The organism is Agarivorans sp. QJM3NY_29, from assembly GCF_050870835.2.
In the GTDB taxonomy this organism is placed as follows: Bacteria; Pseudomonadota; Gammaproteobacteria; order Enterobacterales; family Celerinatantimonadaceae; genus Agarivorans.
Genome location: NZ_CP194036.2, coordinates 2,874,055 through 2,888,982, shown reverse-complemented (window position 1 = coordinate 2,888,982; position 14,928 = coordinate 2,874,055). Strand labels below are relative to the sequence as shown.

The following is a 14,928-nucleotide window of genomic DNA, read 5'->3' as shown; positions in this document are numbered from 1 at the left end:
GATAGCAAATGGACCAGCAATTAATCCGCTGTCGCCGAGGCTGGGGTTCCCCCTTTAACTTTGGTGCTGTGGTTCTCGCATTCGGGGCTGCGTTATTGTCACCCTGTGCGGTAGTCGCTAATCAAAGCCTGACGACGCCGCAAGATCCTTTAGGTTTAGGACAACTACGCTATATCGATCAAAATGGTCAAGCTCAACGCAGTTTACCACTGCATAGTGACGTCTCGATGACGGTCTCGGGTCTGACCAATCGAGTGACTCTGACTCAAACTTTTATGAATGAGAGTGAGCAGTGGATTAACGGTCAGTACCTTTTTCCGCTACCTAATGAGGCGGCGGTTGATCAGCTTCAGTTAGTGGTAGGGGATCGGGTGATTGAGGGGCAGGTTCAGGCCAAACAGCAAGCACTACGCACTTTTGAAGTGGCTAAGCGGCAAGGTAAACGGGCAAGTTTGGTTAGCCAGTTAAGGCCGAATGTATTTAATACCGCCATCGCCAACCTCGGTCCTCACCAGCGATTGCAGGTGAGAATCACTTATCAACAGCGTTTGGATTATCTAAATGGTGAATTTAGTCTGCGGTTTCCGATGCTGGTTAATCCGCGTTATACGCCGCTTATTTTTCGTAAATCGATGGCGCTTATCCAGCCTCCAGATGTGGAACCAAGGGCGGAGCACTCAGGCGCTTGGTCTGCTGAGCATTTCAGTGGATTGAACGCGATAAATTCGTATCACAATAGCGCCTATCGTTTAGTAGAGCACAGTATTGCTCAATATACTTCGATAGGAGCAAAGCCTCTACCAGTTAAATTGAAGGTCCATCTCGACAGTGGTTTTGACTTAGCGCAACTCACTAGTTTGTATCATCCAATTGCCAGTCATCCGCGCAAGGATGGCAGTGTTGATATTGACTTGCTTTCTAGTGATGCGAATCAAGATTTTGTGCTGAAGTTTCGCCCTCAAGTCGGTCTGCGGCCAGAAGCGGCCATTTATGTGCAGCAGGGGCAAAGTCACCAAAAGGCTCAAACCAGTAATCGAGATGACTATGTTTTGTTGATGTTAATGCCGCCTCAAGGGGCTAAAGTGGATCAGTTAGACTTGCCAAGAGAACTGATCTTAGTGATTGATACTTCAGGATCGATGTCGGGGCAGTCGATGACTCAGGCTCGCCAAGCGCTACAATATGCATTGGATGGTTTAGAGCCTGATGATTCCTTTAATATCATCGAATTTAACTCGGATTATCGGCAATTTTCGGCGCACTCCTTGGTGGCAAATAAAGGTAATTTACAAGCCGCTAAAGGCTTTATTGCAAGTTTAAGCGCAGACGGCGGTACCGAAATGTTTAGTGCACTTCAGGCTGCTCTGAGCCACAACGAAGGCCAAAAAAATGGCTCTTTACGCCAAGTTATATTTATTACCGATGGTGCAGTGAGTAACGAAGTGCAGCTATTTGAATTAATTCGGCTGCAGCTTGGTGCGAATCGCCTATTTACCATTGGGATAGGCTCCGCGCCTAATTCACATTTTATGCAGCGGGCTGCCGAATTAGGTAAAGGCACATTTACCTACATTGGTAAGCAGAGCGAAGTGGAACAAAAAGTAATAGCCTTGTTTGAACAGATAGCTCATCCGGTATTGAGTGACATTCAGCTGAGATATGATGATGGCACCGTCCCCGATTATTGGCCCACGAATATTCCTGATTTGTATTCGGGGCAACCTTTAATGTTAAGTATTAAACAGGCGCATGGTCGACATTCACAAGTTTGGGTCAGCGGTAAATTTGGCACACAACAATGGCAACAAAATGTGAATTTAAAGAGCAATAAACAGGTTGCAGGTTTAGATTTGCTTTGGGCGAGGCAGCAAATATCGGCCTTAGAGCTGAGTAAAAACGGTGCTAACGAGCAACGCGTTGATCAGCAAGTATTAGCACTGGCGATGAAATATCATCTCGTTAGTTCGCAAACTAGCTTGGTGGCGGTAGATATTAGTCCGGTGAAACCTGCAACGCTTCGTGCGGTCGACAAACCGATAGATGGTGGGATGCCGAAGGGATGGCAATCGAATGGCGTATTGCCTCAAACCGCGACGGGCAGTCGGCTAGATATTTTATTTGGGCTAAGCTTGCTGCTTGGTGCCTGGGGATGGGGATACTTTAATCATCGTCGTGCAGCCGCAGTGCGAACTTCCGCCTTGATTTAGCTTAATGAGTCAGCTCTCTTTGGCTGGTTTTGTTAGAGGGAGTTGACAGTATGGGGAGCAAGTTATGATCTTAAGTTTCTTAGCCAAACATCCGTTACCATGTAGTTTATTTCTATTCGGTGTTCTGGTGTTGAGCCACGGTTTGTATATTCAGGCCAAAGCTTATCTTGCACAGCTGTTGATTGCGCAGGCATGGCAGCATACTTTAGTTGATCAGCAACCGCACAAACCTTGGCAGTGGGCCGATACTTATCCGGTGGGTAAGCTTAGCTTCGTGACCAAACAAGAGAGCATAAATTTTAAGCATCAAGTGGATTCCGTTTATGTGTTGGCGGGGGCATCTGGGCGCACGCTCGCTTTTGCCCCTGGCTTAGTTCTGAGTGGTGCGAAGATTGGGGAGGTGGGCAATACCGTGATCGCTGGGCATCGAGATACTCATTTTGCAAATTTAGCTGCGGTGAATAAGGGGGATTTGTTGCAGATTGAAGCGAGTCATGGCGAAACCTTGCTTTATCAAGTGATGAATACTCAGATCGTCGATCAATCCGCGACTCAGTTTATGGCACCAAGTGACGATAACCGCCTCACCTTGATTACTTGTTATCCCTTTAACCAATTAAGTGGTGGAGCCCAGCAGCGATATATTGTGGAAGCCTTATTGGTACATAAGCCTCGGGTAATATAGTCAGAATATTCGATGTTTTCTGACAATCCGTTGCTGGGTTTATTGTCAATCATCGGCCATTTTGTTTTGCTGTGATACCGAGGTTTCGCTCAGTCATTAGTGAGTAGTGCATCGCTAGCTTGAATAAATTTCGCCGAGGCCCGCGCTAGTTGCTGTGATCCTTGGCAAATAAAAGCTTCCAGTCGATAAAATCCTCTTTTTTGGCTCAGTAGTTTAGCTTGCACTGTTACTGTTGTTCCCACCCGAATTGGGGCAATAAAACGTACGCTTAATTCGGCGGTTAGCGCTTTAATGCCGCGCATCAACAAGCAGTGGGTCATGGCTGCATCAAGTAGTGTACTGGTCATGCCGCCGTGTAATAACCCATGATAGCTCTGATGTTGAGCGGTCACCGAAAATTGGCTGTTGGTCCAACCTTCAGCATCTAGTTGAAAGCGTAAATTAAGAGAGTGTGGGTTGAACTTGGGGTCGCTACAGACCATACAGTGCGAATGGCTTTGCATGGCTTTTGGATAAGTTTGCATATGGGGGGGTCTCGTGAGATATGGGCTCCGCGCCTGCGGAGCTCGATAATTATGGTGCTGTGGGTGGTTCTTCGATTTGATAAAGGTGTTCAGCACAGGCAGTTTTACAGCCACATAAACGTTGATCGTGAAGCATTGGTTTGGTGAGTCTAGCCCGTTTTTTTCGTTTAAAACCGAGCATGATCCCAACAAATAGCAATATGATAACAAAGGCGCTGAGGCAATAAGCTAAGAGTGACAGCATCGGCCGCGGCCTTTTTGGTGTTGCGGGTGAGCATGGCCTGGGTTGTCGTTACATCGACCTGATTTTTGCTCATGGTGATGTCCTTGATGATGGCGTTCTTCACAGCAGCGCCCTTGCTTTGAATTTGCAGGTTCATCATGGGTGCAGCCACAACCACCTTCAGCTTGTTTTTTCAGATGATTGATCGATGGACGTCCTTGAGAGGCATTTTGAAGCGGAATTAACTGGCTGGCGTTGCTAGCTAACTGCTCAATGGTTTTATTACTGGTTGGTGATTGTAATACGTTTAATGATAGAGCGAGTAACTTACCGAGCATTTGTTCGCCAATGTTGCGAACGATCACTAAGTTGGCCTGTTGCTGCTGAAGTAGAATAAGTAAGTCTTTTTTCCCCGAGCAGTTGGTGTTCAATCCCGGATTAGCGTGCCGGGACAGTTGTTCCCCCTGTTCGTTGACAAACAAGATACTGTCGGCTTTGGTGAAGTGTGGTGCGAGTCGATCATCATTAATGGGGATGGCAATTATCATTGGGTGTTACTCCTAGGTATGAAAGTACATCAGCACAACGCTGTTTGCAGGGCATATCAATGTTCATCATTTACGCCCTCATCGAGTGCAGTTTGGTATTAAAAAACTAGCCTGTATTTGGCATATGCTATTTATACTCGTTATTTTTAGCATATGCAACATTTGGGATGACATTGTTCATGCTAACCGCCTACAGCAGAGGCGTGGCCGTTGGATTAAGCTGTTATCTGAGTTTGATGTCTGGATCTGATTTGCATCCGAGTTTGTTGCTAGCGAAGTGTTTTGTTATTGGTTTAAGGTGAGTTTTTTTGGCGTGCTTATTTTGACCGCTTAGCCAGTTTATGGGATGACTGTCCGATAAAAGCTGAACGAGCCGGCCTAACTGCGCAAAAAATTAAAGCCCTGAGATGTGCGCCAACGAATAGTTTGGTGGATTATTTTTTGGGGGGAGGACTAGACTATTGAGTATTTACTTGCTGGATTTGTTGCGGCAGAGCAAGCCTGTTTTTATTGCTTGCTCAACAGTCTGGCTAAACGACAGTATCATAAGCGCGATAGGTACTAGCAGTTCACGCAGCATGTTTATATTAACTAAAAAGACAATTATTAGGTGCAATGGGCTACACTCGATATGTGACTAATCTATTCATATTTGGGGTAATTCTATGAGCGATGAGCGGGTCCGTTATAGCAAACAAGACAGTTTAATTTCTACTACCACTTCAGATAGCCACATCACTTATTGTAATCAGGATTTTTGCCGAGTGTCTGGATACCAAGCCGCGGAACTGAAAGGGAAACCGCATAATGTGATCCGTCATCAAGACATGCCTAAAGCCGCATTTACTCAGTTGTGGCAGTATATTCAATCGGGTCAGAGTTGGATGGGCTTGGTTAAAAACCGCTGTAAAGGCAGCGGTCATTATTGGGTGTCGGCATTTGTTACCCCCATCGTTGATAAAAGCGGCAAAGTATACGAGTATCAATCGGTTCGAACCGAACCGGATGATGCGCAGATCCATCGTGCTGAAACTGTCTATCAAGCCTTGAATAAGGGAGAGGATAAGCGTTTTCGCCGTCGTTGGCTGGGAGTCTCTTCCGCTTTAGCGTGCGTTACATTTGTGGCGGTGTTGCTGGGAGCGGCAGGCTATCTTTGGTGGTGGCTGCCAGTTATTGTTGCGGGTCTGCAATTGCCAGTCATGTGGTGGAATCATCGTCGCCATCGATCCGTTGTAGATTTAGCGCAGCGCCAATATAGCAATGCTTTGATGGAATACCCTTATACCGGCCATTTTGATGACTGGTCAGCGATTGAATTAGCGGTAAAAATGAAAGGGGCTGAGCTTAGAGCTGTGACCGCAAGGTCAATCGATACTACAAGCCAAATTCGTGAAGCCAATCGTGACGAATTAGCCAGTCGAAAACGTCTCACAGAGAATCTCAACGAGCAAACGGTCGCCACGGAGGCAATGGCGGCTTCAGCCGAAGAAATGCTGTCGGCAATTGAGGAAGTGGCTAACGACGCCCAAGAGAATTCAGTGTATGCTCAAAAAGTTCAGCAGATTGCATTGGATGGACAAGCGGTGGTCAATAATACCTTAGATTCGGCACAACAGTTACATCAAGAGTTATTGGTGTCGCACTCATCGCTAGAACAGTTAAACCAAGATGTGAATAGTGTTGAAGGGATCTTAGGTTTAATCCAAGCTATTGCTGAGCAAACCAATTTACTGGCCCTCAATGCTGCAATCGAAGCGGCGAGAGCCGGGGAGTCTGGTCGTGGTTTTGCGGTGGTGGCCGACGAAGTGAGGACCTTGTCGGAGAAAACCACTCATTCTGTGGATGATATTAGAAACAAGATTGAGGGTTTGAAAGCCACAGCAACAGATACTGGTAAGAAAATTTTAGCAGGGCAGCATTATTCAAATCAAAGCGTTGAGCAAACGCAGCAAACCCATTCAGCCTTTAGCGACATTGTCTCTCATATCAATTCAATTGGTGAACGCTCGGCGCGCACTTCCGAAGCGCTTTCGGAACAAGCGACGGTGACTCATGAAATGGTGAACCATATTCATCGAATGAAAGAGGCTATTTCAGGTACTGGTAGTCTCTCCGAGTTGTCAGAAGACCGGACTCGGCAAGTGATTCTTGAGCTGGATAGTCTTGAGCGATTAATTCGAGCCTTTGACGCCAAGTCTTCGTTTTAAGGGGGCGGTTTAGCAATTGAGAACTTGTTGGCTGCACTCTTCTGTGGTGCTAAGTCTTATCCTGTTGGCGCTCATCCATTTATCTTTTCGATTAAGAGGTCGACAAAAGCTCTTACTTTCGCTGGGCGAAAGCGGGCCGAAGGGAAGACCACATGAATATCGCCGCTCGGTAGCTGCCATTGTGGCAGAAGTTTGATTAATCGGCCGGCGGCAAGATCGTCGGCAATCGCATAATCAGGTAATACGGAGATGCCAGCATCGGCAAGTACTGCTTCTCGTACTGCGAGCGTGGCATCTAAGTAGATCGAAGCTTGCATCTCAATACTCTGCTGCTCACCATCATCGGATAAAAAATTCCAGCGTAAAGGATTATTTAATGCGGTGTTGGCGATGAAAGGTAATTGGCTTAGATCTTTTAGGTTCAGCGGTTCTGGTAATTGAGCATGCAGCGACTTGGATACCACTAAAAATTGTTGAAATTCGCCAATTCGTCTTACGGGCAGGTTATCTTCGCTAAGCCAACCAACGCGGATTGCCAGTTCAACCTGTCCAGACATGATGTCGACAGTTTGATCGCTTAAGGCGGCATCTACTCTGCAGTTTGGATAGTGTCGGGTGAATGCAGCAATGGTGGGGACGATAATGCCGATCCCGTAATCGAAAGGTGCGGCGATCCGCAAGGTCCCTGAAGGTTCAAGTACGGTGTCGGTTAATTCGTCGAAGGCCTCTTCCGCTTCACGCAAAATTAATACGCAGCGTTGGTAAAAGGTTTGTCCTACATCTGTGACTTTAACTGAGCGAGTGGTTCGTACTAATAGCGATACTCGGAATTCTTGCTCCAGTCTAGCGACTTGCTGGCTCACCACGGCTTTGGTGATGCCGAGACGCTCGGCTGCTGCGGTGAAGGAACCCGTCTCTACCACAGCGGTAAAATAGACTAAGCGACGCATGTTACCGAGGTCACCTAAGTTAGTTTCAGTCTTATTGTTTATCTTTAGCATACTATATGTATATATGTAATGCGTTTAACTGTCAATGTATTCGGTTTAAAGTAGCTACACTTAACTGAGGAGATAAACAATGAACATCACCCTTAACTATTTATTCGATCCATTATGCGGTTGGTGCTACGGCATCTCCCCTGCGTTTTCAGCGCTCGCGAACGCTAGCGAGCAAGTTCATATCAAACTGCTACCCACTGGACTTTTTTCCGGCGCAGGCTCAAGAGCGATGAACGAAGAATTTGCAGCTTTTGCCTGGTCAAATGATCAGCGTATTGCCAGCCTAACTGGACAGCCTTTTAGTGAACAATATCGTCACAGTGTATTAGCTGATCATCAGCAACGTTTTGACAGTAGCTTGCCAACAATCGTGCTGACGGCGGTTGCTTTAACCCAGCCAGAAAAAGAGCTGGAGATGCTGAAAGCGATTCAGAAACTTCGCTATGTGGAAGGCCGCAATGTCACTGACCGAGCGACCTTGGAGCAGGCCTTACATACATTAGGACTTAGCGATGCAGTTGCATTATTAGACAGCCCTGAGTTGCACAAAGCGAATCAACAGCGCCTCGAGCAGGCTCAAAATTTAATGCAAGAGTTCGCTGCCCGTGGAGTGCCAAGTTTGATTGCTGAGTCTAAGGGACGTCGTGTGCAATTATCTACAGCAGATTTTTATGCCGACTCACAAGCTTTATTGCGTCAGCTTAAAGCGCTTTAGAGCGCTAGCTAAGCTTATTTATTTCTGCACTATTAATGTGCGATTAGTTACAATTTAAAAGGAAAGATAATGTCTATTAAAAATAATTTTATGAAGTTTATCGCGGCTGGCATCGTTGCAGTTTCTAGTATCAATGGTGCTGCATTTGCGGCAGAGTCTGCATTGAAGGTGCAGCATTTTCCAGCTGGAGAACACGGCTTTTATCGCGCTCCAGTATTGCTTAGCGGCGAACATGACGCGCTGTTGATTGACGGTGGTTTTACTTACCCTGACGGTCAGGCTTTAGTGGCTGCTATTAATGCTTCGGGTAAGACCTTAACCACTATTTATGTGAGTCAAAGCGATCCCGATTATTATTTCAGTCTCGCGCCGATAAAAGCGGCATTTCCTGATGTACGGGTGATTGCTGCATCGGCAACGATTGAGGCAATTAAAGCTAATGTGAAGAAAAAACTCGCTATTTGGGGGCCTCAACTTCAAGCGAATGGTCCACAAACCATGGACGATATTGTGCTACCAGAAGCCTATGATGAATCTTCTCTTCGTATCGAATCGCATCACTTGGATATCGTCAACGCAGAGGGTTTAGCCAACCGTCGTTACTTGTGGGAGCCTTCAAGTCGAGCTATTTTGGGTGGTGTGATGGTATTTTCAGGGGTGCATGTATGGACCGCTGATACCGCTGGTGCAGCGGGGCGTGAAGCCTGGATCAACAATCTGAATGCCATGCTTGAGCGTGAACCTAAGATGGTGATTGCTGGGCACATGAGTCCCGATGCACCGACTGACGCCAGTGCTATTCGTTATACTCGAGACTATTTATTGGCTTTTGAAGAAGAACTCGCCAAAGCTACGAATAGCGAACAGCTTATCAAAGCCATGACGAAACGTTACCCGAATGCTGGAATGGGCGTAGCCCTACAAATTGGTGCAAAAGTGGCCATGGGCGAAATGAAGTGGGGCTAAGCCGCGTGTATTAGGCTTAGGTCTTTGGGGAGCGGAGCGACAGTGATACCAGATATCTCCTTCAATCGTTAGCTGTTCCGGCTTCCTTGCTTTAATGATTGAGCTGCTAAGTTTGTTAGTCGCTCTTTTTATATATGAATCCTTGAATATGATCGGCTTAGGCGAGGTAAACTTATTTCATTGAGGATATTTTGGGTCCGCCGAAGCGCTAGATGCCTTTAGCTTGCGACAATAAATGTCATAATTGTTAGCAGTGTGTTTAAAAAAATCGTGAATCCAAACTGATATTATTTTATCGAAAGGCTTGGTTTCTCCCTCCTTGTTTTACATTTCGTGTTTTTTTGGGCGCTGTTGTTGTCCTTGTATATTTCACATTATCATTTGATTCTACTTCTATTTTGCGTGGAAGCGATAAGCGCATCACATCGCGGTGAACTGGACTTTTTGAATCTTGCCGAGTGGGGTAATGTAGGCTTAACTTACGATGCAATTCATATTTTAGTAACAATTCGCCAGTTTTATGTGAATTGTTTGAGAATGTAGGGGCTTGCCACGCGAATAAAATCAATTTAGCCCAATGGCAATGAAGCGCTTTACTGATGCTGTATTTAAAGTGCATATCAGATACTGATTTACGGTAAGCAAAGTAGAGGTTGTGAATCGCCTTAAGACTGGTGTTGAGCAATTTTTTACCCCGAATCCGAATAATTTAGTGCACTGATTTCTTCAAGTATGGGAGACAGTTATGAGTTTTTTTTGGGGGCGCTTATCCATTGCGACAAAACTATATGTGACGATGCTTGTGGTGGGCTGCTCGCTATTGATCATCACCCTTAACTACACTTATCAACACGAAAAATCTTTGGTTGAAGCGATGGCTCGTCAGCAAATTAAGGCCATGAGCGAAAGTTATTTCGAGGGCCTGAATACTTTGATGTTATCGGGGGCGATGGCAAATAAAAATTTATTGCATAAAAAGATGTCTAGCCAAGAGAATATCCTTGATATCAAACTGATTCGCTCAGAATCGATTCAGGCGATGTTTCATCCCAGTGAAGCTTCGGTTAGTTTAACCGACAATCAACGTCAGGCTTTCACTGGGCAGACGGTGGTTAAGCAAAGTATGATTGAACAACAATCTGCGCTGACGGTACTGACACCTATCATCATGAGCCGCGATCATGGCGGTGTTGATTGCCTTTCTTGTCATGTGACCAGTAAGGAAGGCGAGACCGCAGCGGTGATTGAAGTTGCATTTTCACTCGCCAGCGCTCAAAAAATTATTTATAGCGCACTGCTTAAGCAAGCCAGTCTGTTAACGGTAGTCTTTTTTATTGGCATGTTAATGTTGGCCTTGATTTTTCGAAGTGCGGTGGCAAAGCGTCTTAAATTACTGCGTAATCGTTTGTTGAAAGCGGCTGATAACTCAGATCTAGCTGTGGATTTTTCGGATCAATACCACGATGAAATTAGTGGCGTTTATGCTTCGTTACAATCATTAGTGAATAGTTTTAAACAGAGTTTAACTCAGCTGACGAGTAGTAGTGACGAATTACATGATACTGCCGAGCAGGTCAGTCATGTGGCTGGTTCAACTGAACAATCAGTCACAAGGCTGAAGGCTGGAACCGATTCTGTTGCGACCACCTTAGTCCAAATAGAAGCCTCATCGAATGATGTGAAACAAAATGCGCAGTTCACCACCGACCGAACCCAGCACGCCAGTCTACATGTTGAGTCTGGTGCGAAGAAGGCGCAACAAATACTTGCTTATATGCAAGCCTTAGTGGCGATTGTAAAAGATGCCAACGAAAGCTTACTTGAATTAGGCGAGCGAAGCGAAAGGGTGAATTCGATGGTTGAAGCCATTTCGGCTATTGCTGAGCAAACCAATCTATTAGCCTTGAACGCCGCCATTGAAGCAGCGCGAGCGGGAGAGCAAGGTCGAGGGTTTGCGGTGGTCGCAGATGAGGTGCGTTCGTTAGCGAGTCGAACCCATCAGTCGACAGGGGAGATTAAACAGATTAATGAGCAGCTGACACAACAAAAAGATCGTGTGATTTCGGTGATGAACGAGGCGAATACTGCAGTTAGTAACTCGGAAACGAGTATTGAAGAGTTATGTGCGATCTTGGAAGATATTGCCATACAAAGCCGCGAGATAGCCCAGCTAAACTCACAAGTGGCGCAAGCCGCTGATCAGCAGAACCAAGCGGTTTCAGAGGTGAATCAGCATGTGACGAGCATTCAAGATATCGCTGACGTCACCGCGCATGATGCCAGCCAGCAGCATATTATTAGCGAACGTGTCGTTGCATTGGCAACCGAGCTTAAACGGCTTGTGAATAGTTATAAGTTGTGAGTAGCAATAGGGGCGATGTTTGTTGGTCAAACTAAATAGCTTGATCATCGTTTATGGTTCCATGTCGGTGTCCATATACTGACCATCGAGTGAGGCTTGAAGCATGTGCTGATAACGTCCACTTTGCTTTAATTGGCTTAGCCCTCGATTGAATTTAGCTATCAGCTGTTGCGCATTTGGTGTTTGTTTAGAAATGATGAGGTAATAACGATCGCTCGTGACTGATTTGGGGTGATGAGTGATTTGAGCGATTTCATTGGGATTAAAATATTGCTGCAATAGATAATAACCAGCAGCTTTATCGAGTTGAAAAACTTGAATATAACCTCTTAGTAAGCGAGCGAAGTTACTGCGGTCCGACTTACTTCGGTCAATTGTGATGAGCTTCTGTCTCTCTAGTTTTTCTAGTAGTTGGTACTTATAACCCGCCGCCCCACCAAATTTAACGCCATATAAGTCTTGCGGTTTATGCCAATCGAATGCAAAATTTTTCAGATGAAAAAATACCGAAGTCCCCTCTATTACGAAGTCAGCACTATACAAAAACTGTTGCGCGCGATTGTCATTGTAAGACCAAATGAGCGAGCCATCGACTTCACCCAATTCAGCTAATAGGTAGGCTCTTTTCCAAGGGTAAAATTGATAATGAACCTCGATCCCTTGAAGTTTGAATGCTTCACTCACGATGTGTGAAGCAACGCCACCGTGTTTCAAATTTACAGATAGATAAGGCTCCCATTCGCCATTGCTAAGAATTAGCGAATGGAGCGCTAATGTTGGAAATGACGGATAGAGTAAAAGTGCAAATATTATCCCTGTTGAGAGCTTTTTCATAAGTTCCACATAGTTGATGCGGTTGTATTAGTTTAGACTATTTTTGATCTTGTTATTTAGCTCGGTTCTCTATTGCAAAAAACTGCCAGCTCAACCAAGCTCGATAAGATTAAAATCGGATCTGAGTTATAAATACTCGTAGCATTGCAGCTTGCGCTAAGCCATTGTTGTATTATAGGGCTTTAGTTGAAAATGATACCCAATGATGATCAAAGACTTTAATTTATTGCGGCTGTTACTGGTGTTAAACGAAGAGCGGCAAACAACATTAGCCGCGAAACGGTTGCACCTTAGTCAACCAACGATCAGCGTCATGCTGCGAAAATTACGTGAGCAATTTAATGACCCACTGTTTGTTCGAGACAAAAATCAGTTGGAGCCAACGGTGCGTTGTCAGCAGTTACTGATGCAGCTCCCTGCGCTGCTGGATCAATTGGATTCGTTATATATTAACCAGAAAAATTGGGACATTTCCCTGCTCGAAGGCGAGATCACCTTGATATTGTCCCCCCCTTTAATGAGCTCTTTCGCCGCCCCCTTAGTGAGTAAGCTTAGTGCTCAGGCCCCGTTAATTACGGTCGAGTGTTACCATTGGGGCTTTGAGGCTCAGCGAGATCTGGAGTTAAAAAACCAATGCTGGGGTTTTAGTTATCTACCCATGGAAACCAATAAAAATATTTTGCAAAAGGACATTGGTGATGATGAATTTGTAATGGTGATGCGTAAAGACCATCCGCTTCAGTCCTCAGAACTCAGTGCCGTGTTAGCTTATCCCTTGTGTATTAATTTAATCTTTGGTGAATCCAGCGTCTCTCGTAGTGAGCAGATACTTAAGTCTCTTGAGCTCGACAAAAAGATTAGTGTGCGTACCAGTGATATTGGCTTAATGTTAGCCTTGGTTGCTGATGGTGATTATATTGGTATTGTTTCTAAGAATATTGCAGCTCGATTTCCTTACAAATTCCGCTTCGAGCCTTTACCTCATTCTCTGCCTGATAAAAGCCGATTCCGAAGTATTGCGCTATTTACCCATCAGCGAAATCGCATTGACCCGCTTACCAACTGGCTATTTGAGGAAGCTTCCGCAATTATTGACGGTGAATTGCATTATTAATATTTCTAATGGAGCTTATAGAAATTCATCGATGGGGGGAGGAAAGCGCTTTTGTTAGGCTTATAAAGTAATTTAATGATTCACTTTATAAGGGGTTTAAATGAACCATAAGTTCTGTTCCGCAGTCATGTTTTGTTTTGCTTCAGGTTTTGCTCTTTCTAGTTTTGCGCAGTCTCAACACAGCGCTGAAGAGGAGCTTGCTTATCATCTCGGGGTACAAGCTTTTATTTATGGGACGGGTCCGCTCACTGTGGCAGCCGTTCGCCAAACCTCCACATCGGTGACAGCCCCGATGGATAACGCGATGGCACCGCTAAATCAAATGGGCAAAACGCGCGTCTTATCGGGTCCGCAACACCGTATTGTTCCTACGGTAAACAACGACACCTTATACTCTCAATCACATATTGATTTGGATGTATCTGGGCCGATGGTTATCGAAGTCCCTAGAACCGATAACCGTTATTTTATTGTTCAGTTGCTCGATGCCTACTCTGATTCTATCGATGACCTTATTAAGCAAAATGCTGGCACTCAAGGGGCTAAGTTTTTATTGGTCCAGCAGGGTTGGCAGGGGGAAATCCCAGAGGGCATTAGCGGGGTGATTGAGTCACGTACCCCCATGGTTTGGTATATTCAACGTACTGGTGTGGCAGGAGAGCAAGATCTGGATGCGGCACTTGAAGTACATGACGGTTTTATCCATTATCCTTTATCTGAATACGGTGAGTCTCACGGCGTAGTTAGCCTTCAACAATCTTCAGGTGGTATTCCGCCAATGGCTCGTCCCCAAGGTTTGGAGTGGTTTGCCTTAATTGATCAAGAATTAAGAAAAAACCCTTTAGCCGAAGATGCCGCTATGGTGGCGCAATTTAAATACATTGGTATTGGAGGAGAAACGCCTTTTAATTCGGAGCTGCTTTCTGCAGCGCAAAAACGCGGTTTGCTGCGTGCGGTGGAATCTTCAGCCCGTATTATTGACTACGCAGGTCGTCAACTTGGCGCAACTAGTCACGGTTGGTCGATGATGTTTGAAGGGGGGCGTTATGGCCAGGATTATTTGAGCCGCGCGAGTATTAATTTACGCGCCGCTGGCTTAAATGTGCCAGAGCGAGCACTTTACCCAAACCGCTACACCGACTCTCAAGGTATGCAATTATCGGGTAAATATCAGTATCGAATGACCATGCCAGCGGATGCGCCAGCAAAAGAGTTCTGGTCCTTAACTATGTACGATGCTACAAATTTGTTTATGGTGGAGAATGAAATCAATCGTTATTCGATTTCCACTAATCGTCCTGAAGAGTTGAAGTATGCGACAGATGGCACCTTGCCGATTTGCATTCAACATCAACCTCCAGAAGGCGAGCATTGTAATTGGCTACCAGCACCAGAAGATGACTTCTATTTGCATCTTCGCTTATATGAGCCGACTCAACAAGTGCTTGATAATGAGTATCCAATGCCACAGGTGATCAAACAAACTCTTTAAGCGATTTATTTTCGCTTGTTCAAAACCCAGTGGACATTCCATGGGTTTTG

The 14,928-nt window shown here is 45.4% G+C and carries 13 protein-coding genes; 8 read left to right on the top strand and 5 right to left on the bottom strand.

Annotated elements, in window-relative coordinates; all coding sequences use genetic code 11:
- Positions 1-8 precede the first annotated feature (8 nt).
- Together ACRRS0_RS13155 and ACRRS0_RS13150 are read left to right on the top strand one after the other, a co-directional pair.
- Positions 9-2,207, top strand: coding sequence for a marine proteobacterial sortase target protein (locus ACRRS0_RS13155; protein WP_432452733.1), 2,199 nt, complete (start codon positions 9-11; stop codon positions 2,205-2,207).
- 64 nt (positions 2,208-2,271) lie between these two features.
- On the top strand, positions 2,272-2,892 hold the full coding sequence (locus tag ACRRS0_RS13150; RefSeq protein ID WP_432452734.1) for a class GN sortase: 621 nt from the start codon (positions 2,272-2,274) through the stop codon (positions 2,890-2,892).
- Positions 2,893-2,981: 89 nt separating this feature from the next.
- On the opposite strand, the gene ACRRS0_RS13145 is transcribed toward ACRRS0_RS13150, so the two are convergent.
- Genes ACRRS0_RS13145 through ACRRS0_RS13135 form a run of 3 tightly spaced genes read right to left on the bottom strand, consistent with a single transcriptional unit; the run spans position 2,982 to position 4,187 of the window.
- Positions 2,982-3,416, bottom strand: coding sequence for a PaaI family thioesterase (locus tag ACRRS0_RS13145; RefSeq protein ID WP_432452735.1), 435 nt, complete (start codon positions 3,414-3,416; stop codon positions 2,982-2,984).
- A 49-nt stretch (positions 3,417-3,465) separates the two neighbouring features.
- Entirely contained in the window at positions 3,466-3,660 is a 195-nt protein-coding gene (locus ACRRS0_RS13140) for a hypothetical protein (protein ID WP_432452736.1), read from the bottom strand.
- Positions 3,645-4,187, bottom strand: coding sequence for a NifB/NifX family molybdenum-iron cluster-binding protein (locus tag ACRRS0_RS13135; RefSeq protein WP_432452737.1), 543 nt, complete (start codon positions 4,185-4,187; stop codon positions 3,645-3,647). Before ACRRS0_RS13135 ends, ACRRS0_RS13140 begins: the two co-directional genes overlap by 16 nt.
- A gap of 665 nt (positions 4,188-4,852) precedes the next feature.
- Between ACRRS0_RS13135 and ACRRS0_RS13130 the strand changes: the two genes are divergently transcribed.
- Positions 4,853-6,394: a methyl-accepting chemotaxis protein gene (locus ACRRS0_RS13130; protein WP_432452738.1), complete on the top strand. Its 1,542-nt coding sequence runs from the start codon at positions 4,853-4,855 to the stop codon at positions 6,392-6,394.
- Between the two features lie 71 nt (positions 6,395-6,465).
- Here the strand turns inward: ACRRS0_RS13130 and ACRRS0_RS13125 are convergent, their stop codons facing one another.
- Positions 6,466-7,344 (bottom strand): LysR family transcriptional regulator, encoded by an 879-nt coding sequence (locus ACRRS0_RS13125; RefSeq protein WP_432452739.1) that lies wholly within the window; start codon positions 7,342-7,344, stop codon positions 6,466-6,468.
- Between the two features lie 130 nt (positions 7,345-7,474).
- On the opposite strand from ACRRS0_RS13125, the gene ACRRS0_RS13120 reads away from it, so the two are divergent.
- From ACRRS0_RS13120 to ACRRS0_RS13110, 3 genes are all read left to right on the top strand, one after another.
- Complete coding sequence (locus ACRRS0_RS13120) at positions 7,475-8,110, top strand: DsbA family protein (protein ID WP_432452740.1); 636 nt, start codon at positions 7,475-7,477, stop codon at positions 8,108-8,110.
- 69 nt (positions 8,111-8,179) lie between these two features.
- Entirely contained in the window at positions 8,180-9,076 is an 897-nt protein-coding gene (locus ACRRS0_RS13115; protein WP_432452741.1) for an MBL fold metallo-hydrolase, read from the top strand.
- A 745-nt stretch (positions 9,077-9,821) separates the two neighbouring features.
- Entirely contained in the window at positions 9,822-11,438 is a 1,617-nt protein-coding gene (locus ACRRS0_RS13110; RefSeq protein ID WP_432452742.1) for a methyl-accepting chemotaxis protein, read from the top strand.
- Positions 11,439-11,489: 51 nt separating this feature from the next.
- Here ACRRS0_RS13110 and ACRRS0_RS13105 read toward each other — a convergent pair whose 3' ends face one another.
- Positions 11,490-12,272 (bottom strand): substrate-binding periplasmic protein, encoded by a 783-nt coding sequence (locus tag ACRRS0_RS13105; protein ID WP_432452743.1) that lies wholly within the window; start codon positions 12,270-12,272, stop codon positions 11,490-11,492.
- Between the two features lie 202 nt (positions 12,273-12,474).
- On the opposite strand from ACRRS0_RS13105, the gene ACRRS0_RS13100 reads away from it, so the two are divergent.
- Together ACRRS0_RS13100 and ACRRS0_RS13095 are read left to right on the top strand one after the other, a co-directional pair.
- A complete protein-coding gene (locus tag ACRRS0_RS13100) occupies positions 12,475-13,386 on the top strand; it encodes a LysR family transcriptional regulator (protein WP_432452744.1) in 912 nt (303 codons plus the stop codon).
- A gap of 100 nt (positions 13,387-13,486) precedes the next feature.
- Positions 13,487-14,878, top strand: a complete 1,392-nt coding sequence (locus ACRRS0_RS13095) for a DUF1254 domain-containing protein (RefSeq protein ID WP_432452745.1) — start codon at positions 13,487-13,489, stop codon at positions 14,876-14,878.
- Positions 14,879-14,928 lie beyond the last annotated feature (50 nt).

Excerpts from the sequence above, each read along its gene's own strand:
- ACRRS0_RS13155 (WP_432452733.1), top strand. The coding sequence starts at position 9 with ATGGACCAGCAATTAATCCGCTGTCGCCGAGGCTGGGGTTCCCCCTTT.
- ACRRS0_RS13150 (WP_432452734.1), top strand. The coding sequence starts at position 2,272 with ATGATCTTAAGTTTCTTAGCCAAACATCCGTTACCATGTAGTTTATTT.
- ACRRS0_RS13145 (WP_432452735.1), bottom strand. The coding sequence starts at position 3,416 with ATGCAAACTTATCCAAAAGCCATGCAAAGCCATTCGCACTGTATGGTC.
- ACRRS0_RS13140 (WP_432452736.1), bottom strand. The coding sequence starts at position 3,660 with ATGCTGTCACTCTTAGCTTATTGCCTCAGCGCCTTTGTTATCATATTG.
- ACRRS0_RS13135 (WP_432452737.1), bottom strand. The coding sequence starts at position 4,187 with ATGATAATTGCCATCCCCATTAATGATGATCGACTCGCACCACACTTC.
- ACRRS0_RS13130 (WP_432452738.1), top strand. The coding sequence starts at position 4,853 with ATGAGCGATGAGCGGGTCCGTTATAGCAAACAAGACAGTTTAATTTCT.
- ACRRS0_RS13125 (WP_432452739.1), bottom strand. The coding sequence starts at position 7,344 with ATGCGTCGCTTAGTCTATTTTACCGCTGTGGTAGAGACGGGTTCCTTC.
- ACRRS0_RS13120 (WP_432452740.1), top strand. The coding sequence starts at position 7,475 with ATGAACATCACCCTTAACTATTTATTCGATCCATTATGCGGTTGGTGC.
- ACRRS0_RS13115 (WP_432452741.1), top strand. The coding sequence starts at position 8,180 with ATGTCTATTAAAAATAATTTTATGAAGTTTATCGCGGCTGGCATCGTT.
- ACRRS0_RS13110 (WP_432452742.1), top strand. The coding sequence starts at position 9,822 with ATGAGTTTTTTTTGGGGGCGCTTATCCATTGCGACAAAACTATATGTG.
- ACRRS0_RS13105 (WP_432452743.1), bottom strand. The coding sequence starts at position 12,272 with ATGAAAAAGCTCTCAACAGGGATAATATTTGCACTTTTACTCTATCCG.
- ACRRS0_RS13100 (WP_432452744.1), top strand. The coding sequence starts at position 12,475 with ATGATGATCAAAGACTTTAATTTATTGCGGCTGTTACTGGTGTTAAAC.
- ACRRS0_RS13095 (WP_432452745.1), top strand. The coding sequence starts at position 13,487 with ATGAACCATAAGTTCTGTTCCGCAGTCATGTTTTGTTTTGCTTCAGGT.